Annotated in this window: 15 protein-coding genes; 9 read left to right on the top strand and 6 right to left on the bottom strand. The window is 37.0% G+C overall.

The features are described from left to right. Nucleotides 1-81 precede the first annotated feature (81 nt). Entirely contained in the window at nt 82-1,191 is a 1,110-nt protein-coding gene (locus AABK36_RS07275; RefSeq protein WP_309941738.1) for an efflux RND transporter periplasmic adaptor subunit, read from the bottom strand. Nucleotides 1,192-1,544: 353 nt separating this feature from the next. On the opposite strand from AABK36_RS07275, the gene AABK36_RS07270 reads away from it, so the two are divergent. The 3 genes from AABK36_RS07270 (at nt 1,545) to AABK36_RS07260 (ending at nt 3,403) form a co-directional block, all read left to right on the top strand. Further along, a complete protein-coding gene (locus AABK36_RS07270) occupies nt 1,545-2,003 on the top strand; it encodes a GNAT family N-acetyltransferase (RefSeq protein ID WP_309941737.1) in 459 nt (152 codons plus the stop codon). A 78-nt stretch (nt 2,004-2,081) separates the two neighbouring features. Next, nucleotides 2,082-2,414 carry a hypothetical protein gene (locus tag AABK36_RS07265; RefSeq protein WP_309941736.1) on the top strand — a complete coding sequence of 111 codons (333 nt, stop codon included), beginning with the start codon at nt 2,082-2,084 and terminating at the stop codon, nt 2,412-2,414. A 125-nt stretch (nt 2,415-2,539) separates the two neighbouring features. Then, complete coding sequence (locus AABK36_RS07260; protein WP_309941734.1) at nt 2,540-3,403, top strand: DUF2911 domain-containing protein; 864 nt, start codon at nt 2,540-2,542, stop codon at nt 3,401-3,403. A 169-nt stretch (nt 3,404-3,572) separates the two neighbouring features. On the opposite strand, the gene AABK36_RS07255 is transcribed toward AABK36_RS07260, so the two are convergent. Both AABK36_RS07255 and AABK36_RS07250 read right to left on the bottom strand, forming a co-directional pair. Further along, complete coding sequence (locus AABK36_RS07255; protein WP_309941733.1) at nt 3,573-4,265, bottom strand: LytR/AlgR family response regulator transcription factor; 693 nt, start codon at nt 4,263-4,265, stop codon at nt 3,573-3,575. Continuing rightward, nucleotides 4,258-5,472: a sensor histidine kinase gene (locus AABK36_RS07250; RefSeq protein WP_309941732.1), complete on the bottom strand. Its 1,215-nt coding sequence runs from the start codon at nt 5,470-5,472 to the stop codon at nt 4,258-4,260. Before AABK36_RS07250 ends, AABK36_RS07255 begins: the two co-directional genes overlap by 8 nt. 121 nt (nt 5,473-5,593) lie before the next feature. On the opposite strand from AABK36_RS07250, the gene AABK36_RS07245 reads away from it, so the two are divergent. Together AABK36_RS07245 and AABK36_RS07240 are read left to right on the top strand one after the other, a co-directional pair. Beyond that, nucleotides 5,594-6,490: an ABC transporter ATP-binding protein gene (locus tag AABK36_RS07245; protein ID WP_309941731.1), complete on the top strand. Its 897-nt coding sequence runs from the start codon at nt 5,594-5,596 to the stop codon at nt 6,488-6,490. Between the two features lie 12 nt (nt 6,491-6,502). Next, nucleotides 6,503-10,060, top strand: coding sequence for an ABC transporter permease/M1 family aminopeptidase (locus tag AABK36_RS07240; RefSeq protein ID WP_309941729.1), 3,558 nt, complete (start codon nt 6,503-6,505; stop codon nt 10,058-10,060). A 55-nt stretch (nt 10,061-10,115) separates the two neighbouring features. Here AABK36_RS07240 and AABK36_RS07235 read toward each other — a convergent pair whose 3' ends face one another. Together AABK36_RS07235 and AABK36_RS07230 are read right to left on the bottom strand one after the other, a co-directional pair. Then, nucleotides 10,116-11,159 (bottom strand): methyltransferase, encoded by a 1,044-nt coding sequence (locus tag AABK36_RS07235; RefSeq protein WP_309941727.1) that lies wholly within the window; start codon nt 11,157-11,159, stop codon nt 10,116-10,118. Between the two features lie 26 nt (nt 11,160-11,185). Beyond that, a complete protein-coding gene (locus AABK36_RS07230; RefSeq protein ID WP_309941725.1) occupies nt 11,186-11,425 on the bottom strand; it encodes a hypothetical protein in 240 nt (79 codons plus the stop codon). A 214-nt stretch (nt 11,426-11,639) separates the two neighbouring features. On the opposite strand from AABK36_RS07230, the gene AABK36_RS07225 reads away from it, so the two are divergent. From AABK36_RS07225 to AABK36_RS07215, 3 genes are all read left to right on the top strand, one after another. After that, a complete protein-coding gene (locus tag AABK36_RS07225; RefSeq protein WP_309941724.1) occupies nt 11,640-12,212 on the top strand; it encodes a TetR/AcrR family transcriptional regulator in 573 nt (190 codons plus the stop codon). Between the two features lie 221 nt (nt 12,213-12,433). After that, a complete protein-coding gene (locus AABK36_RS07220; RefSeq protein WP_309941722.1) occupies nt 12,434-13,378 on the top strand; it encodes a TRM11 family SAM-dependent methyltransferase in 945 nt (314 codons plus the stop codon). A 466-nt stretch (nt 13,379-13,844) separates the two neighbouring features. Beyond that, on the top strand, nt 13,845-15,554 hold the full coding sequence (locus tag AABK36_RS07215) for a Na/Pi cotransporter family protein (protein WP_309941721.1): 1,710 nt from the start codon (nt 13,845-13,847) through the stop codon (nt 15,552-15,554). Between the two features lie 183 nt (nt 15,555-15,737). Here the strand turns inward: AABK36_RS07215 and lacZ are convergent, their stop codons facing one another. After that, nucleotides 15,738-18,875, bottom strand: a complete 3,138-nt coding sequence (lacZ, locus tag AABK36_RS07210; protein ID WP_309941719.1) for a beta-galactosidase, LacZ type — start codon at nt 18,873-18,875, stop codon at nt 15,738-15,740. Nucleotides 18,876-19,584: 709 nt separating this feature from the next. Here lacZ and AABK36_RS07205 point away from each other — a divergent pair. After that, nucleotides 19,585-20,124: a GNAT family N-acetyltransferase gene (locus tag AABK36_RS07205; RefSeq protein WP_309941717.1), complete on the top strand. Its 540-nt coding sequence runs from the start codon at nt 19,585-19,587 to the stop codon at nt 20,122-20,124. The last annotated feature ends 84 nt before the right edge of the window (nt 20,125-20,208 follow it).

The raw sequence follows: 20,208 nt of genomic DNA, 5'->3' as shown, positions 1-20,208 counted from the left end.
ACTATTTATTAATGAATTTGAATTGAGCGTTTCTTTAAAACATCTCATATTACCTTAAAAGCAAGTGATAGATTAAGCAACTTATTGAATCAACACTCCTTCTCTAACCTTTATCAGACCTTCAGCAACAATTTCATCATTGATTTGCACGCCGGCTTCCACGATAAACCTATCCTCATATTGATTGGAACTTACCTTGATCTCCTTGGAAACAGCTTTGCGCTCTTCATTCAACAGATAGACAAACAGTTTCCCTTGCAACTCAAAGGTGGCTGATTTTGGGATTAATAAAGCATTATCCAAAACCAAAGGCATTTTTATTGTGCCACTGCTACCAGAACGCATCAACTGATCAGGATTTGGGAAGGCTGCCTTAAAACTCACGCTCCCGGTTCTTGGATTCACCAGACCATTAATCGCAACAACTTTTCCCGAATGCTCAAAGGTAGAACCATCGGCAAGCATGAGTGTAACATCAGGCAACTTATTCAATCGTTGCTCATGGTTTAGTTCTTTGGTATCTCTAAGAAATCTTAAAAGCTCTTTTTCGGTCAACGTAAAAAAAGCATTCATTTCACTGATATCTGAAATGGTTGTTAATGGAAGAGGAGTTTGACTGCTCACCAAAGAACCTAATTTATAAGGCAAATCTCCCACGACACCATCCACCGGGCTTCGAACGATGGTATAGGAGAGGTTTTCTTTCGCATTTTTCAGGTCTGCTTTCGCTTTTTCTAGTTGCGCTACAGCAGCGGACCGATTGCTTTTTACAGTAGCTAACTCCACCTCGCCAATAATCCCTTTAGTGACCAAAGGCTTTACTTTAAGCACTTCCAACTCCGCATTTTCCACATTGGCTTCTGCTACCAACTTCAATGCTTCAGCCGCCCTAACCGCTTGTCTTTGGTTTTCACTATTGATCGTGAATAAGACTTCTCCCTTCTTCACTTCTTGTCCTTCAATAATATTGCAGCGCTCAATAAATCCAGACGTCTGCGGACGAATCTCTATGGTTTTAACCCCCTCAATGCTGGCAACATAATTTTGCTCAAGCCTAATTGCTGAAGTCGTTAAGGTCTGGGTTTCTAAGGCTAACGAATTGTCTCTATTGATCTGTGTATGGGTAGACTGACAAGCTAAGAACACATGTACCAACCAAGCTATTAAAAGCAATTGTTTGAATTTAATCATATTTAATGCAAATAATGTATATCAAAAAATTTTAGCAATAGCCACTCATAAGCAGTGTGCTAAAAACATCATTCCTAAAAATATTTCGGTCAATTCGCGTTGACCACTAAAATACACGAACAACCATTCGTATCGCAATGAATAACTTATCATGTTTCTTCATGATAAGAAAAAATTCTAATATGCCTAAGCAAGAATCTTGTCGCTATATTGTAAAAAACTTTAAAATGAATAAAAAATGTATTTATCTTGCACAAACACTCCCTATGCTTCATTTTACGAGAAAATATAGTATAAGTTCAATATAACTGGAGAAAATAAGCATAGCACACTATACAAAACAACTCAAACACATGATAAGACCTTACCAGCCACAAGACAAAGAGGCTTTGCTTGAAGTGTTTAAGCTTAACACGCCCAAATACTTTGACGAAAGCGAAATCAATGATTTCGAGAATTATTTGAGAGAAAAACCTGACACTTACCTGAGCATTGAGGTGGATAATAATATTGTTGGAGGCACAGGCTATTATGTTAATCCAAATGACAAATCCGGACGAGTCACTTGGATTTTTTTCGATCCAAAATATTCCAAACAAGGACTTGGAAAACAGTCTGTGGAATATTGTTTAAACGTATTAAGCCAAGATTGCAGAGTTGAAAAATTCATTGTGACAACATCCCAACTAGCCAGCAAGTTTTTTGAGAAATTCGGATACCGTACCACTCGGATTGAAAAGAATTATTGGGGAGAAGGATTGGATTTGTATGAAATGGAAATGCCCAATGATAAAATATCAAAATCAAACTAAAAAATGTACTATCTTGTATTTTTTTCAAATACTATCCATCACCTTACATAAGATTTTAGATATTAACAATATTAAACAATGAAAACTATTCTATGTCTAATTGTTCTAATTTTAGCAAATTCCTGCACAAATACCTCAAAGAAAATCGACATTAAAACTGGAAACATTGAAAAAATTGAAATCTATAAAGGATCTTCAGGCACATCGATTGATATGAAGAATGACGCCAAAGAAAACTTTGTTACAGATCTACAAAAATTTAAAAAAATTGGACCAGTCAAATTTGGCAAAACGCATTCAATTTTAATTTATCATTCCAACGGAAAAATAGACACGATTAGAACCAATGGAAATACTCACCAATTCAATGGATGGTATAAAACTGAAGATAATAATGTTTATCACGATTAGTTTTTTATGGCTTTCTTAATCATCCTCCCTTGTATTCCCTCCAGAGGGAAAGAAAATGGTATAAAAAATCAATCGTGATAATGTCTAATTTAATCGAAAAATATAGTGAATAAAAAACTAAACCAATGAAAACAATCATCGCATTTCTACTTTTGCTAATAACAGCATTTCAGCCCGCATATTCTCAAATTGGCAGACTAGCTCCAAGTCCGCTTCAAGAGACCAAGATAAAAATCGGCGTTACGGATATCACGCTTTCCTTTTCACGTCCTTCTATGCGAGGCAGGGAAATTTTTGGCGGATTGGTTCCGTACAATCAATGGTGGAGAACCGGCGCTAATCGAAATACAACCATTGAATTCAGCGAGGAAATAACCATTGGCGAACAAAGAATCAAAAAAGGGAAATACGCGATCTTTTCCAAGCCTAATCCCGACAAGTGGGAAATTCTGCTGTACAAGAAAACAGATAACTGGAATGTTCCAAAAACAATAGACAGTACGCAAATCGCCGCTTCGATCACCGTGCCTGTAAAAACGATAGCCGATACATTGGAAGTCATGTCAATTTCAATAGACAATTTCACCAACTATGAATTCGACTTGAGCATAGCTTGGAGCACTTCAAAAGTGACTATCCCTGTCCAATTAATCACCAGAGAAATCATGGAAGAAAAAATATCAAGCACTTTAAATGGCCCAAGTTTCCATGATTATTATGCCGCGGCGGTTTATGAAATGGAATCAGGACACAACTTCAATAGAGGTCTTGAATGGATTGAACTGTCCATCAAGCATCGAGAAACTCCTTCTTGGTGGGATCTTCGAGCAAAAGCAATCCTATTGATGGGCTTGAACAAAAACGAAGAAGCATTGAAAGTCGCTCAAAAAGCAAACTCCATGGCAATAGAGGAAAATCATGACTTCGGCATCGTTGAGATGAAACGAATCATAAAAGAACTACACGATGCGTCCAACTTTGGCTCTTAATCTGAAATAAACATCAATATCAGGAAAAGCATTATTAATCATAAGAACCAAATCCTCTATTCTTTTATTTAGAAGCATGATACTACTATGGAAATTTCAAAAATCTTATTACCTTCTAAATACAAAGAAACAATAATGCTTTCCTAATTATAAACTTCCAAGTCAATTTCTAAAAGCCCAAAACCTTATTCACATTGCTCTTATATGTCTGACCAATTGGAACATTATGTTCTTGAATGATGATCTGATTACCCTCGATGAGTTTAATTTTATCTAAGGCGATCATATAAGATTTATGAACACGAAGAAATTTCCCCGTATCTAAAAAATCTTCAAAGTAAGAGATTTTCTCATGCGTTAAGATCATTTCTTCGTTCATAAAAAGCTTGGTGTAATTCCCATAAGCTTCGATATATAAGATGTCATTTTCGTCAACATAATGATGCTTTTTATCGCCTTTTACAAAGAATCGATTCGAAGCTTTCGTTTCTTTTTTTGCAATAGTTGAAGCTTCTTGCACCTGAACCTTATTGACTGCTTTGACTAATCGATCAAAGCTAAATGGCTTCAATAAATAATCAACCACTTCCAATTCATAACCTTCCAAGGCGTATTCTTTATACGCAGTTGTAATGATCGTTTTCGGCGGTTGAGGCAATGTTCTTAAGAAATCCAAGCCTTTCAATTTCGGCATATTGATATCCAAAAACATAAAATCAACGGAATGCTTATTCAGATATTGAAGCGCTTCCATGGCATTATAACAATGTTGTTCCAACTGCAAATGAGGCAGCATGCTGCAAAACTCCTCAATTATCTCATGCGCCAAAGGCTCATCGTCTATAATGATGTATTTAAGCATCTCGAGCTATTTTTAAGGTCACTGAATAAACATCTTCTTTAGTATTGAAATTCAACTCGTGTTGATTTTCATAGAGCAAAACTAATCTTTTTTTGAGATTCTGTAAGCCAATACCTTGTGTGGATTTGCTTTCTTCTGGATCGAAATTATTTTCAATCTCAAAACAAAGCTCACCAGCATTTTCATGCAATCGAATATGGATGAAAGCATTTTCAGCAAGTGTCTCTACTCCATGTTTAAACGCATTTTCCAATAAAATAATAAATAGCAATGGAGCAATTTTAATCTCTGGATTAACTTCATGCTCAAAGATAATATCAACCGATTTCTTGTATCGTATTTGATGCAATTCGATGTAATTATTCAAGTAATCAATCTCATCCGAGATACTTACCAATTCCTTTTCTCCTTCATAAATCGTATAACGCATCATATCTGAAAGCTTCAATATAACCTCAGGAGCTTGCATGGAATTTTTAATCGTTAATGCATAGAGATTATTCAAAGTATTGAAGAAAAAATGCGGATTGATTTGCGTTCTGAGCAGAGCCAATTCCGCTTGTGCTTTTTCCGCCTTCAGATTCTTCAGCCATTTCCACTGTTCATAAAGCCAAAAAATAAAGAAAACCGGAACCGGCAGCACGAATGCAAAAATCGGAAACTCCTCTTTGATCTGCATATAAGCTTCAATATTCTCGGAGAAGATTCGATGATATAGATAATAGAGAAAAAGCGGCGTATAATAGATTGCGAAAACCTTCCAGTACTTTTTGCAAAAATCAGGCACTAAAAAGTAAACCAAGCCAAGCCAAAAAGCCAATAGCAATGACAAAGTAATGGGATTGTCCGGCATCCTCATGACCGAATCAACAAACAGTGCCACAAAAAATAACAGTCCCAAAGAAACAACTCCTTTTACAATCCTTACTTTCTTTTTCAAATAAGTGAAAAAATGTATCGGCAAAGCAATAGCTAAACCCCAAAAGAGTGTGAAAATATTAAACGCTGTACTCTCCCCTTCCGGAATGATGATAAATCCATAATGCTTTAATACATAGAAAATCGGTATGATCACAAATCCGATAAGAAAGGCTTTATATTTTATAATCAATGATTTCATGCTCCAAAAGTAATATGATCCTGCCTCAGTCACAACTCTCTTGACACACAGTGCCAAAACACGGATGAACACAGTATTTTTTTGCATAAACATTATTTGAGCATCATTTATAATCGGTCTATGCCGAAAACAATGCTGTTCATCACCTTTAGTTTAAAGCGTTCTTTGGATCAATAATCTTTGTGCTGTACTAAAATAAAAAGCGCAAATGAATACTTTAACAATAAAAAACTTAAGCAAAACTTACGAAAATGACGTCATAGCTTTAAACGATATCAATCTGGAAATCACCAACGGGATGTTTGGATTATTGGGCGCAAATGGAGCGGGCAAATCTTCATTGATGAAAACCATTGCGACTTTGCAAGAACCAACTTCGGGAAGCATCACTTTCAATAGTGTCGACATTATCAATCAGCCGGATGAAATCAGAAAACATCTCGGTTATTTACCTCAGGAATTTGGAGTGTATCCAAAGGTTTCGGCAGAAAAATTACTCGACCATTTGGCTGTATTAAAAGGCATCCTCAATCGAAAAGAACGCAAAGAACAAGTCACTGCATTGTTGCAACAAGTCAATCTTTATCAGCATCGAAAGAAATCCGTAGCGACATTTTCTGGAGGAATGCGTCAGCGATTTGGAATTGCACAAGCTTTATTAGGTAATCCACAAGTGATCATCGTTGACGAACCAACAGCGGGTTTGGATCCTGAAGAGAGCAATCGCTTTTTGAATTTGCTAAGTGAAATCGGCGAAAATGTCATCGTGATTCTCTCGACACATATCGTCGAAGATGTATTAAACCTCTGTCCCAATATGGCCATTCTTTCTCATGGTAAAATCATTTCAGAAGGCAATCCTACATCGCTTATTGAGACCATCGAAGGAAAAGTTTGGAGCAAAATCATCGAAAAGTCAGCGTTGGAAGCTTACAAAGAATCTTATCAAGTCATTTCAACCAAGTTAATCTCCGGCAAAACACAAATCCGAGTACTTTCCGAAAGCCTGCCCGAAGAAGGATTCAAATCCATCGCTCCCAATCTCGAAGATTACTACTTCGCTACGCTTTCTGCAGAGAAAACTAAAACACTTGTCGTGCAATAAACCTAATATAAAATGCTACATAGATTACTACAATTCGAACTTTTTTATCAAGCCAAACAAAGAGCTCTCCCCATTTTTATCTTGCTATTTTTAGGCTTGGGATACTTTATGGGGTCGCAAGGATTTGCTCCCGCAGGCGTTAACTTCAACTCTGTTTATCAGATATATTTTCACACTGGAATTACTACGCTGGGCAGTGTCTTTGTTATCATGTTTTTTGCTGTTAGTGGCATTCTTCGCGATCAACAACACCAGATGGAAAGCTTGATTTTCAGCTCGTCCGTTCAGAAATCCCCTTACTTCTGGAGCCGTTTTATTGGAACATTTACATTCAGTGTCATCGCTGTTAGTCCCTTTCTTTTGGGTTATGTCTTAGGAAATTATTACTCAGATCTGGACCCTGAACGATTGGCCGAATTCAAATTGATCTATTATCTTCAACCTTGGTTATATCTGATTTTACCAAATGTGTTGATGGCATCGGCTATTATTTTCTCTGTCAGCACTTTGACCAAAAATACCATCGCAACCTATGCGAGCGCTGTTTTTATTTACGTTTTGTACTTTATCAGTTCGATGTTCTTGAATTCTCCTATGATGGCTCAATCCGTTCCTGCTTCTCCCGAAAGCATGGCTTTGGCCTCATTGGCGGATCCATTTGGTTTCGCTTCTTTCTTTGAACAAACTCAATTCTGGACTCCCTTTCAGAAAAATACTCAACTGATTTCTTTATCAGGCTTATTCCTCTTCAATCGATTGATTTGGATTGGCTTTTCATTCGCCTTATTAGCCATTACTTATCGATTATTTTCATTTCGAAAAATCAGCAAAAAAAGCATTAAGAAATCAAAAGCTCAAAAGGAAAACATCAAAAGTATTGCTTATCGACCGATTCATTCTTTGCATAATTTCAAAGCTGATCGTCTTGCATTTTTCTCTTTGGTAACTTTAGAATTGAAGAATATCTTCAAAAGCCTTCCCTTTATCGTCATCTTTGCCATGTGGCTGGTTAGTATTTTTTCAGAATTGACAGGTTTGGTCATTCGCGGGAGTGAATACAACGTTCCGCTTCATCCTTTCACCAATCAAATGATCGATCAAGTCACCGATTCCATCACCCTTTTCAGCTTGATATTGATCATTTTTTACAGTGCTGAGATCGTTTGGCGAGAAAGAAGTCTCAATTTAAATTCCATCACAGACGCAACACCTGTCAAAAACAGCATTTTATTCGCTTCGAAATTCATTGCAATCCTCTCACTACCTGTGCTATTGATTAGCTCGGCGATATTGATGTGTGTCGGATTTCAAATTAGCTTAGGCTACAATGATTTTGAGTGGAATTTATATGCGATGTTGTTTTATCATTATGGCATTCAATTAGCCATTTACGTCATGATCACTCTGTTCATCAATAGCATTTCCAAAAACAAATTCATGGGAATGGGAATCTTCGCGATGGTTATCATCATTTCTTTCAAAGCCGTTCTTATTGGTCTGGAACATCCACTGTTCAGCATCGGATTTATGCCACGTGTTTCATATTCAAATATGAGCGGATTTGCCGAGGGAAACCTTCTTTTCAATCATTTGAGTATCTTTTGGTCATTCTTGGGAATCATTCTGACAGGATTATCATTCAAAATCTGGAACCGAGGAACTATAAAAACCTTTTCATCCAAAATCAAACAATTGATTTATCAATGGAATACAAGTCAAGCCATTGTTTTTTCAACAACATTGATCGGATTTTTAAGCATGGGAATTTTGATTTTCTATCAAATGAATATCGATTCTGAATATATTAATCAAGATATCAAATTGAATTTCAGAGAAAATTATGAACGAAAATTCAAGCAATATGAAAACATGGATAAGCCCTACGAAGTATCACGAAAGACTGAAGTAGCGATTTATCCGAATAAAAAATCCTATCATATTAAAGCCAATTATATTTTAAAAAATAAAAATGAACAGCCTATTTCTGAAGTTTTCATTACTGAAAAAATAAAATTAAAAAGCATCTCTATTGCTAACGCTTCTCTCATTCAGCACGACTCTGTTTATGGAACTTACCTTTTCAAATTTCATAAACCCATCATGCCTGAGCAATCGATTCTTTATCAATACGAATTGATCAATCAATTGAAAAATTACGAAGAAGAAAAAAGTATCGTAGCGAATGGGTCTTATATCACACATCGAGGTTTTGAGCCTGTGATAGGATATCGAAATGGATTGGAAATCATAGACAAAACAGAGCGTAAGAAGCGAAATCTTCCCGAAAGAGAAGAAGATAATCATTCGGATGAACACATTCATTTGGAAGACTTAAAGGTTGAAAAAGCAAGATTCGAAACCATTGTCTCCACTTCTTCGGACCAGGTGGCTTTAAGTTCTGGAAAATTGATAAGACAATGGACAGAAAATGATCGAAACTTTTATCATTTCAAAGCTACGGAGAAGATTCTGCCTACTATCGGTTATTTTTCAGCCAAATATGCGACACAAAAAATTAATCATCAGGGCATCTCGATCGAACAATATTTTGATCCTAAGCATGACATCAATGTTGAGGAAATCGAGCTCAGCAGCAAACAAACACTCGACTATTGTCAGAAAAACTTCGGCCGATATGCCTTTGATCATTTGAGAATTGCTGAGATTCCTTCGCATTGGGGATTTGGAGGTTTTGCGCATCCGGGAGTCATCAGCATGACGGAAGATCGATTGTATTTGACCGATGTCAGTGATGAAAACACATTCAATCTTGTCGCAAAAAGAACCATTCACGAAGTTGCGCATCAGTGGTGGGGACATGCTTTGTCTGCGAAACCAATATTGGGAGGCTCTTTACTCGTCGAAGGTTTGGCCAAATACACTGAAGCCGTTGTGATGGAAAAGCGATTCGGAAAACGTGCCTTATATACCTTGTCCAATGACGCACGCAGAAAATATTTTTCAGGAAGGTCTTTTGCCAATAAAGCGGAACCGCCCGCTTATAAAGTTTTTGGTCAATCTTATATCGCTTACGGAAAATCTTATCATATCTTGATGTCCTTGCGAGATCTGATCGGTGAAGCAAAAGTTAATCAGGCCTTAAAAAAATTGACAAACAAATTCCGCAAAAAAAACACTCTAGAAGCTACTACAGTCGATTTTCTGAATGAGCTTTATCTCATCGCTCCGGAAAATCAACACGAATTGATCGACGATTGGTTCAAGAAAGTCATTACCTATGATTTGAGTGTTGAAGAAAGTCATGTGAAGCAAATGAAAAATGGCAAATACGAAGTTCATTTGAAAGTCAAAACGAAACGAAATCAGACGATTGAAAACGGAGCTATTCAATCCATTGAAATCAACGAACCAATCATGATTGGTATCTTTGATAAACATCCTTCAGAAGTGAGCGATGACAGCTCGATGATTTATTATGAAACAAAGACGATCAATAAAGAATTTACCGAATTCAAAATCATCGTCGACAAAGCGCCTGAGTACATAGGAATCGATCCATTTGGAACCAGATCAGACGAAAATCTGGCGGATAATGTAAAACGACTATAATGAAAAGAACGATACTCGTCATGAATGGCGAGTATCGTTCTTTTTTGAAAATAAATTATTTAAAGGCTATTACCGCACTCGTTGGTCCGGTCAAATGCATTTGTTTCGTCTCTCTAAAACCAACCTTAGTTGTCCAATTTGTAAAATCATCTAAGGTAAAATCAAAGCCATCTTGATTTTCAATGAGCATATTTAAACTCATCATCATACCAAAAGGATTCGTTTTCCTTTCATTATCAATAATGGTTTCGATCACTATCAAGCATCCATTTTCTGGCAAAGCTTGATAAGCTTTTTCAATCAATAACAATTTCTTCTCTTCATTCCAATCATGGAGGATATTTCCCATAACAACAACATCCGATTTCGGAAATTCAATTTCAAAAAAATCGCCACTGACAGCTTTCACTTGATCTTCTAAGCCAAACTTATTGATGGTTTCATTGGCTATCTTTTCCAAAGGAGGTAAATCCAAAGTCAAACAATTCATATGTGAATTATGCTTTGCAACAAGTAGTGATAGTACTCCTGCGGATCCTCCAACATCTAAAAGGCTATTGTAAGAAGTGAAATCAAACTTTTCAGCTAACGTCATAAAATTTCCAATCTGCATTCCGGTCATGGCATTTACAAAACCTTTGAGCATTTGTTCATTTTGATACAACAGCTCAAAAATAGGTTGTTTTCCATACTTTGCTTCATTTTGCGCCTCGCCTGTTTTCAAAGCTTCATCAAGATTGCCCCAAAAACTAAATAAACGATTGTTCATCATTTCCAATATACCCCCGATATAGGTAGGTTTTGATTTATCCAAAAATAAATCTGTTTCCGGAGAATTTCTATACGAAGCACTTTCCAATAATCCTTCTCTCTGCAAAAAGCCCAAGCCTACTAGCACATCCAAAAAGTCAAAAAAATGCCTGTCTGTGCATTTTAATTCTAATTTATTCTTCAGCGGTTTTGCCGAAAGTTGTTCTTTTTCAGCAAGCAAAGTAAAGATTTCAAAATTCACTGCTGTCAATAAAATTTTTGACGGCCAAAAACCCGTCCCCACCTGCATGATTTGTTGAGGTGTAAGTTGTTCTATTGTATTTTTCATGTGATTTAGTTTGATGTGTCTATAAATTAAGCTTTTGACGGCTTCTCCTTAGCCAAATACCAAGATAAAAGAGCTAATACCGTCCATGTGCTGTGAAGGATAATGCCAAAAGATTGTTCGCTTTCAGGAATTCCCATGCCAAATATTGCAATCAAAAGCGTCTCAGGGATATGCCATGTCAACAATAATAAAGTGATCCTTTTTCGAATCTTAAGAGGAAATGTCAAAGAGGCAAATATGATCACCGACTGAAATATTGAGCCCATAAACCCCATCAATCCAAGTTGTCCCACAAGACCTGTTCCTTGAAACGCTTCATTACCTGCCCAAGCCCCAATACTAAAGACAATACCCCCAAAACAATCAATATTAATCTAGATACCATATGAGTAAAATTGTAAATTTGTATGATCAAAAGTATTAAAATATATTTTCTAAAACGAATAATTATTCATTTTAGATTGTGTTTAACAAAAAAACATGAGAGTCAAAGACGAAGAAAAAAAGAAAGCCATCTATAGAAGCACATTGGAAATAGTTAGCAATCAAGGAATTGCAGGGATAAAAATGGCAGATATTGCCAGAAAAGTAGAATTATCCCCCTCAACCCTTTACATCTATTTCAAAAATAAAGAGGAATTGATCACCTCTTTATTTACAGATATAATGGAAGAGCAAAACAAAACGACAAGGAAATACATTACTGAAAACCAATCTTTTAAGATTAAATTAAAAAATATATGGGTCTATTGGCTAAAGTATAGCATCAATAATTACAATGAAATCTCCTTTCTTCAACAAGTAAAAAAATCGCCTTACTTTGATAAACTTCCAAAACATATCCTCGAAGCTAAACAAGATATTGGGCATGACATTTATAAAGAAGGAAAAGAGCAACTGATAGTAAAAGACATTGACAATCAAGTACTTTCAGAAATTTCTACTGCAATATTACACAAATGCTCAGCATTAGTTATGGATAAAAAGTTTTCTCTTTCCAATAAAGACATAGACACTATGTTTTCCTTTGTTTGGGACGCTATTAAATCCTAAAAATTTATAACGAATAAAAATTCGTTATTATAAAACTATTCTGTATTGCATTAAATGAAAAAAGCGATTTTTATGATGGCTCATTATCACTTAAATCAAGAGAGAATTCCAGCATAAACAGCTCCAAATACTAAAAAATACTTTAACTTCGAATTCGGCCGAGAAAAAACGGAATACATTTTCGTACATTTCGTTCTTACTCCGTGAAATTCAGAGAACGCATGCATAAACACATATATTCATTCAATTACCCGCACAACGAAAACGATCTTTGCAAGTTTGAATCCAGACACCTGTTCCATCAAGAGGAAAAAGACAAAATGCTCTTTTCGGATATCAAGATTGAGCCGTCTTCAAGCGCCTTTATCAAAAAAAGGATCGACGTTTTATTGGCGAATCCGGATTATGACAAATTAATTGAGAGCATAAAAGAAGAAAAGATTCGCATTGAAGGGTTCAAGCTTGAATATTTGCAACTGGAGCATGATCCGACAGAATACAAAGACAGGCTCAATAAATTGAGGGATATCGGCCACTGCATCGAAGGAGAACCTGACTATTACAATCCCACGAAGCTGTATGCTTTATGCTGGCATGAAGGATTGTGGTACTTTGGAAGTTTGATAAAAGACGATTTTGATTGGCATAAACACAAGCAAAAGCCCCGCTCGTTCAGCAATTCCATCAGCATGACTATCGCCAAAACGCTGGTAAATGTAGCGTCCCAAGGAAACAAAGACAAAAAGCTTATAGATGCCTGTTGCGGCGTCGGCACGGTAGTGCTGGAAGCGTGTTTTGCAGGCTATGATATAGAAGGCTGCGATATCAACTGGAAAACCTGTTGGCATAGCCGAGAAAACTTGGAGCACTTTGGCTACTCCGCTGAGATTCATCGATCGGACATCAAAGATCTCGATAAAATCTACGATGCAGGCATCATAGATTTGCCATACAACTTATACGCTTATTCTGACGATGATATCACCGCCAATATTATTGAATCTACAGCCAAAATAACCCAACGCGTAGTCATCGTCTCCACTACTGATATTGAAAGTTTCATCAAAAATGCGGGATTGAAAATAGTGGACACTTGCTCAATCAAAAAAATCGGAAAAACAGACTTCACAAGAGAAATATGGGTATGCGAGAAATCAGGTTCTTAATCTGAACCATTTAGCTGATCTACCTCCCGCTGGCTCAGCATCTCCGATGCGAACCCAAAGCCCCTATCGATCCAGTAAGCAACTGCTCACTTGCCCTGCTTGAAGTAATTGTTAAGTTTTCACTTTATATGAAAAAAACCTCAGAACTATAAAAATAAAAAAGTGAACTAAAACACTATTTATTAGATAGTTGCAGATTTTTATTTTTATTCAAATGATCAATACAGCATGTTTAATTAGGACAAAAACTCTCGGCTTTCACCTATAATTCCTGCCGTTTATCACTTAACTTGTTCATAGCTATCACCATCGAAAAACGCTGATTTCATTAACACTAAATTAACATTGAAAATCGATTTCCAAGCCCTCTAATAAAAGTACTCCTCGGCATCGTTAGTATCGAAATTGACGACTTTTTCAATATTCGTTAAGCGGTAATTTAACAACACAAGTAATTTTATTTGAAATGGAATTTGGAATATTCGATGCCTTAAGAATCGCGGGAGCCTTGGGTTTCTTTATCTACGGGATGAAAGTGATGAGCGAAGGAATCCAAAATGTCGCCGGCGATAAAATGAGAAATATTTTAGCGGCCATGACAACCAACCGCCTCATGGGAGTGTTCACTGGAGTGATTATCACAGCGCTCGTGCAGTCTTCTTCCGCCACTACCGTCATGGTAGTCAGCTTTGTCAATGCCGGCTTGCTTAATCTGGGACAATCCATCGGAGTCATCATGGGCGCTAATATCGGCACAACTATTACCAGCTGGCTGATCACATTATTGGGCTTGGGCAAGTTCAACGTATCAGCTTTCGCTCTGCCAATCATAGCCATTGGCTTTCCGATGATGTTCTCTAAAAATGTCAAAAGAAAACACTGGGCAGAGGTAATCATCGGCTTCGCGATTTTATTCATGGGACTCAGCGAACTAAAATCAGCGATGCCGGACTTGAAAAGCAACCCAAGTGTTCTAAGCTTTGTGCAAGATTTGACTGAAATGGGATATTTAGGCATCCCAATCACGGTCTTGATTGGCGCTTTATTGACCATTATCGTCCAATCCTCAAGCGCGGCGATGGCAATCACATTGATCATGGTCAATCAAGGCTGGATACCTTTGGAATTGGCTTGCGCTATCGTCGTTGGTGAAAATATCGGCACTACGATCACAGCCAATTTGGCGGCGATGATCGGAAACGTGCATGGAAAAAGAGCCGCAAGAGCGCACTTTATCTTCAATGCTTTCGGCGCTTGCTGGATGCTATTGACTTTCCCATATTTCGTGGAAATGATTAAATCCATCATGCTGTCAAATTTCGGCGAATGGCTGACCGGCAACGTGCAGGGAAACAACTCTTTCAACACATTGTCGCTATCCTTATTTCATACCCTATTCAACATTGTGAATGTGCTCGTTTTGATCAGCTTCGTCAACGTGATCAAAAATATTGTCATTAAAATGGTTCCTCCCAAAAGCAAAGAAGACGAAGAAATTCATCTGGAATATTTGGGAGAAGGCATTATTTCCTCCACACAGGAAGCCATGGGAAGAGTTCGCGGATTGGGACGCACTATTGAAAAAATGAATGCTTTCATCAAAGACATGCTCAATGCTGAGAACCGTAAAGATCAAGACAAACTCTTTGACAAGATCAGCGCATACGAGCAAAAAACCGATGAGCTAAAGGCTGAAATCGCCAACTACCTCGCCAAGATCTCCGAGAACAATACTTTCATCCCGCATTCCGTGGAGCTTAGCAAAATATTGAATATCATCGATGATCTAGAGCAAGCAGCGGACTCCTACTTAAGGATAGCAAAAGCCGTCAAGAAAATGCATGCGAAAAACATTGAATTGACAAAATCTCAAATCGATGACTTGAATATCATGTGCGGTCTCATACAGCGTAGCTTGACAACGATGAATAAAAACCTTTCATTCGACGACTTTTCTAAAATCAAACGATCCAAAGCCACCGCCATTGAAGATTGTGTCAATGAATTGAAAAAGCAATTAAGAAAGCAAAACATTAAAGCTATAGAAGCAACTGAATACAGCTTGAAAAGCGGAATGTTTTTCTACGATATTATCTTCTCCTTCGAACTGCTTGGCAATCATGTGTACAATGTCACCAATGATTTGATAGAAGAAGAAGTTGCCGCAATTCATTAATCGAAACTTATTCATAATAGCCGAGCGCTATTGCTCGGCCATTTCTTGTTTTCCTCGCTTGCCTAATGCATTAAAATTTCATGAGAAGAGGTGTTATTCGATTGATTTTTATACCATTTTTCTCCCTATGGATCTTAGGCCTGTATAACAATAAAAAACTAATCATGATAAACATGAGTAACCTTAATTTGAATAAAGATTCTTTTTCATTTCAAATTCATTCTCTCCAGAAAGAGGCATAATTGTGAATTTAAAAGTATAATCCTGATCAGACGGAAGTCTGTATTGATCATGAGGTTTCGCTCCCCAGCTGGTATCACCGCCAACTCCTTGTTGTTTGTCATCAATCATGATTTCCACGATTCCCTGATCATGAACTTCCGAACCGTGATTTTGAACAAGAAATTTATCATCTCCATCGTCCTGACTTTCAATAGAGCGATTAAGCGCACTGAAGCCAAGCAATTCATCGGCAACAAACAGAATACCCTTCGAATCATTTTTAGACAGAGAGAACCAACGAACTTCCGTTTTATAACCATTCTCTTGTGGACGGCTATAAGCAAAATATTGTTCATCCACTGTTGACTCATATACATCAACAAAGGCAGAAGTGAATCGGTCCTGATAGTTTTCCCAAGGGCCTCTTCCAAAATACTTTAGTTGCGTGTACTCTGGATTAACCTGAAGTTTAAGTCCAACTCTTGGGATGAAAGATTTATCCTCAGTGGCATTAAAGCGACCTTTTACATCAATCTGTCCATTGCCGTGGATGGTGTAAGTGGTTTCGAAAGTTGTATTTACTTCTGCTAATTCGTGAATGGTCTTTACTTCATAAGTATGGTCAGAAAGCTTAGAGATTTTCCAGTATTTAAACGTCTGATTCTGACTCGCTTCTTTCCATTGCTTGTCTCTCTTCGGCCCCTTAAATCCGTAGTCATTATCAATAGGCGCTCTCCAGAAGTTCGGCCTAGGAGCCAATGTGATCATTTCCTCTCCGTTGATTTGGTAGCTATTCAAGTATCCTGAGTTTTTATCAAAATGAATAGAGAATAGATCATTAGATAATTCCGCTTCTTGTTTTGACTCTTTTAGTTTGATCGACTCAATTTCTGATTCAGTATTTGATGCCGTATAGGGTTGATAAACTGGCAACTTCATTTGTTCAAAAGCCACCTGGAAACCTTTTGTAAGCAGACCGTCATTTTCTTTCAGTGAAGCAGTGAAATTAAGGAAATACTCAGTACCTTCCTTGATATTGATTTGATAAGGGACTTTTACGTCATAAGCAGTTTGAGCAGCGATGGATGGTAAATCAAGCACGCCCTGATCAACTATTTTTCCTTCCGCTTTTACTTCCCAATTGATTTGGTATCGATCTAAACTGATGAAATCGTGCATATTTTTAATCTGCATCATTTTGCTTTCCAAATCAACTTCTTTAAACTGAATGTATTGGTAAACTTTTTTCACTTCATGAATCTGAGGATGAATGGAACGGTCAGCATTCACAATACCATTCATACAGAAATTATGGTCACTTGGTTTGTTCGTCCCGAAGTCACCACCGTAAGCCCAAATCTTCTCGCCTTTATCATTGGTTTTCACAAGTCCTTGGTCCACCCAATCCCAGATACATCCACCTTGTAAACGAGGATATTTCTCAAAAGCATCCCAGTAATCCTGGAAATTCCCTAAGCTATTCCCCATAGCATGAGCGTACTCACATTGAATTAACGGCCGGTCTTTATATTTAGGGTTTTCATGGTATTTGATCATATTATTGATTCCCATATACATAGGTGAGAATATGTCTGTATTCCATTCAAGGCCAGCTCTCTCGTACTGAACAGGTCTTTCCGTTTTGTTCTTTAACCACTGATAAGTTCTATAAAAATTGTAGCCATTTCCTGCTTCGTTTCCTAAAGACCAAATAATGACCGATGCATGATTTTTATCCCTTTCATACATTCTTTCCGTACGGTCTATGTGCATTAGTTCCCATTCAGGCGCATTTCCTAAAGTTCCTCCTTTTTCAAGATTATACTTCATTCCATGAGATTCGATATTCGCCTCATTGATGACATACAATCCATACTGATCGCATAGCTGATACCAACGGCTGTCATGCGGATAATGACTGGTTCTTACCGTATTAATATTATTTTGCTTCATCAGCAGAATGTCCTTCATTCTGGTTTCATCATCAACAACTTGCCCCATCGTTTCATGATGTTCATGAAGATTCACTCCTTTTATCAGAATAGCTTTTCCATTGACTAATAATTGTCCTCCTTTAATTTCTACAGATCTAAAACCGATCGAATTACTGATGACGTCAATCACTTCATCTTTCTTTTTAAGCGTAGCAATCAAAGTATATAAATGAGGCGTTTCAGCTGACCAAGCTTTTACATTTTTTACTTTTTTAGAGAATGAAACTTGAGCTTTTTCTCCTTTTTTAAGAGAAATTTTCTGAATTTCTTTCCCCGCTAATTGAATTTTATCAGGATCAATCAATTGATACTCAACGCTGTATTTTCCACTTTTCCCATAATTAACTAAAGAAAAGTCAAGGTTCAATTCTCCATTTTTATATTGGTCCGTTAAAGTCGTTAAGGAAGCGAAATCGTAGATATGCGCTTTGTTTCTAGCCTCTAAATAGACATCACGTGTAATTCCTGATAATCTCCAAAAATCTTGAGCTTCCAAGTAACTACCTGAGGACCATCGATACACTTCAAGTGCTATCGTGTTGTTTCCTGGGTTAATATAATCTGTAAGATCAAATTCAGCAGGTGTTTTAGATCCTTCACTGTAACCTACTTTCTTCCCATTCACCCAAATATAAAAGGCGGATTTCACTGCACCTAAATGGATATAAACGTGTCGGTCTCCCCAGTTTTCAGGCACAGTGAAAGTTCTTTTGTAAGAGCCCACAGGATTGTATTCATTAGGAATAATTGGCGGTTGAGGTTTTTCTTGAGCGATTCCCCAAAATTCATAACTTTGATTGACATAAATCGCTGTATCATATCCCTGCATTTGCCAATTGGAAGGAACAGGTATTTTGTCCCAGTTAGATACATCATAGCTTTCCTGATAAAAATCTTTTGGACGATCAGCTGGCGAGTTCACAAAATTGAAAGCCCATTCGCCATTTAAATTCAGATAATAAGGATGATTCTCTAAAGATTGCTTTAGCGCTCCTTCTTGATCAGGAAAAGAATAAAAATGAGCTCTGGCTGGGAGCCTATTTTGTGAAAACATGTGAGGGTTTTCAAGATCATTTTCTGGTGTGCTTTCCTGAGCCCGTATCATATTTGAATGACACATGAAACAAAATAGGAAATACCAGACCATAGTATTTTGCGTCTTCATTAAGGTTGTGTTATGTGATAAAAAAATAAATCAGTTTTCTTTTCTAGCTTTTATATTAATGTTTTCACGATTCTATTTTTTGATTGCGTTACTTTAAATGCGCTACCCAAAAAAATCCAATGGTAAAAAATCAATCATAATAATGTCATTTCTGCCATATTCTAAAAATGCTTGTCAAAAGACATCATTGATAAAAACCTCTACTTAAAATATCTATAAAAAAAGAAATCTTTGCTGATACCTTTCTTGCTTAATACTCGATAAAGTTTGCTATAATCCTGAAGGATAACAGAAAAACTTTCATCATTCTTTTTGCTTCGTTCAAATTAAAATTTGAAATATAATTTTTTTGCTTTAATTTATAACTCCTTAAAATTTTCAAGCGTCTTTTGAAAGAATTAAACACGATATCACATTAAACATTTCAAATGTTGAAGCATCTATTAATAATCGCATTCACAAAATCATTGAGATTGGCCAATGCCTCTTTTTCAATTCCAACCAACGACAATCAAATATTTTCCATCAAATTCATCGAAAAAATTTCCTCGCCTTAATTCACTAACATGTAGATTCTATGAGCCTATCTTCTTTGGAAAATCAAAACCGAACATAGTAATCAAAAACTTGCAAATAACTCACAACAAACATGAACAAACAACACACTTTCACATCCGATAGACTTGGATTTCGCGATTGGACAGCATCAGACATTCCAAAAATGGCTGAAATAAACGCCGACCCAAAAGTCATGGAACACTTTCCAAGCATCCCAAACTATCGACAAACAGAGGAATTCATCCAACGCATGAAGCAAATGTACGCCGAAAAAGGGTTTTGCTATTTCGCTGTGGACAAACTTGACAACAATGAATTCATAGGATTCATCGGCATATGCGAACAAACCTTTGAATCCGAATTCACCCCCTGCATTGACATCGGATGGAGGCTTTCACAATCCGAATGGGGAAAAGGCTATGCCACGGAAGGGGCAAAAAGATGTCTGGACTACGCATTCAACGAGCTCGGTCTCGAACGCATCTTATCCATTTGCCCTACAGTAAATGATAAATCCGAACGCGTAATGATCAAGCTCGAAATGCAAAAAATAGCGACATTCAATCATCCACTGCTCAAAGAGCATAAGCATTTGGAAAAATGCGTTGCCTATGAAATTCGCAATAATTAAGCTCATCGGCATTTGCATATCAAGCCATGCTCTTTGAAAAGGGCAGGCTGATTTCTAATTTATTTTTACACCCTTTTTTAATCA

The sequence above is a fragment of the Aureibacter tunicatorum genome (assembly GCF_036492635.1).
In the GTDB taxonomy this organism is placed as follows: Bacteria; Bacteroidota; Bacteroidia; order Cytophagales; family Cyclobacteriaceae; genus Aureibacter; species Aureibacter tunicatorum.
The sequence above is the reverse complement of the archived record's forward strand: the minus strand, read 5'-3'. Positions and strand labels throughout refer to the sequence as shown.

Excerpts from the sequence above, each read along its gene's own strand:
- AABK36_RS07250 (WP_309941732.1), bottom strand. The coding sequence starts at position 5,472 with ATGCAAAAAAATACTGTGTTCATCCGTGTTTTGGCACTGTGTGTCAAG.
- lacZ (WP_309941719.1), bottom strand. The coding sequence starts at position 18,875 with ATGATACGGGCTCAGGAAAGCACACCAGAAAATGATCTTGAAAACCCT.
- AABK36_RS07215 (WP_309941721.1), top strand. The coding sequence starts at position 13,845 with ATGGAATTTGGAATATTCGATGCCTTAAGAATCGCGGGAGCCTTGGGT.
- AABK36_RS07270 (WP_309941737.1), top strand. The coding sequence starts at position 1,545 with ATGATAAGACCTTACCAGCCACAAGACAAAGAGGCTTTGCTTGAAGTG.
- AABK36_RS07275 (WP_309941738.1), bottom strand. The coding sequence starts at position 1,191 with ATGATTAAATTCAAACAATTGCTTTTAATAGCTTGGTTGGTACATGTG.
- AABK36_RS07245 (WP_309941731.1), top strand. The coding sequence starts at position 5,594 with ATGAATACTTTAACAATAAAAAACTTAAGCAAAACTTACGAAAATGAC.
- AABK36_RS07240 (WP_309941729.1), top strand. The coding sequence starts at position 6,503 with ATGCTACATAGATTACTACAATTCGAACTTTTTTATCAAGCCAAACAA.
- AABK36_RS07260 (WP_309941734.1), top strand. The coding sequence starts at position 2,540 with ATGAAAACAATCATCGCATTTCTACTTTTGCTAATAACAGCATTTCAG.
- AABK36_RS07205 (WP_309941717.1), top strand. The coding sequence starts at position 19,585 with ATGAACAAACAACACACTTTCACATCCGATAGACTTGGATTTCGCGAT.
- AABK36_RS07265 (WP_309941736.1), top strand. The coding sequence starts at position 2,082 with ATGAAAACTATTCTATGTCTAATTGTTCTAATTTTAGCAAATTCCTGC.
- AABK36_RS07235 (WP_309941727.1), bottom strand. The coding sequence starts at position 11,159 with ATGAAAAATACAATAGAACAACTTACACCTCAACAAATCATGCAGGTG.
- AABK36_RS07255 (WP_309941733.1), bottom strand. The coding sequence starts at position 4,265 with ATGCTTAAATACATCATTATAGACGATGAGCCTTTGGCGCATGAGATA.
- AABK36_RS07220 (WP_309941722.1), top strand. The coding sequence starts at position 12,434 with ATGCATAAACACATATATTCATTCAATTACCCGCACAACGAAAACGAT.
- AABK36_RS07230 (WP_309941725.1), bottom strand. The coding sequence starts at position 11,425 with ATGGGCTCAATATTTCAGTCGGTGATCATATTTGCCTCTTTGACATTT.
- AABK36_RS07225 (WP_309941724.1), top strand. The coding sequence starts at position 11,640 with ATGAGAGTCAAAGACGAAGAAAAAAAGAAAGCCATCTATAGAAGCACA.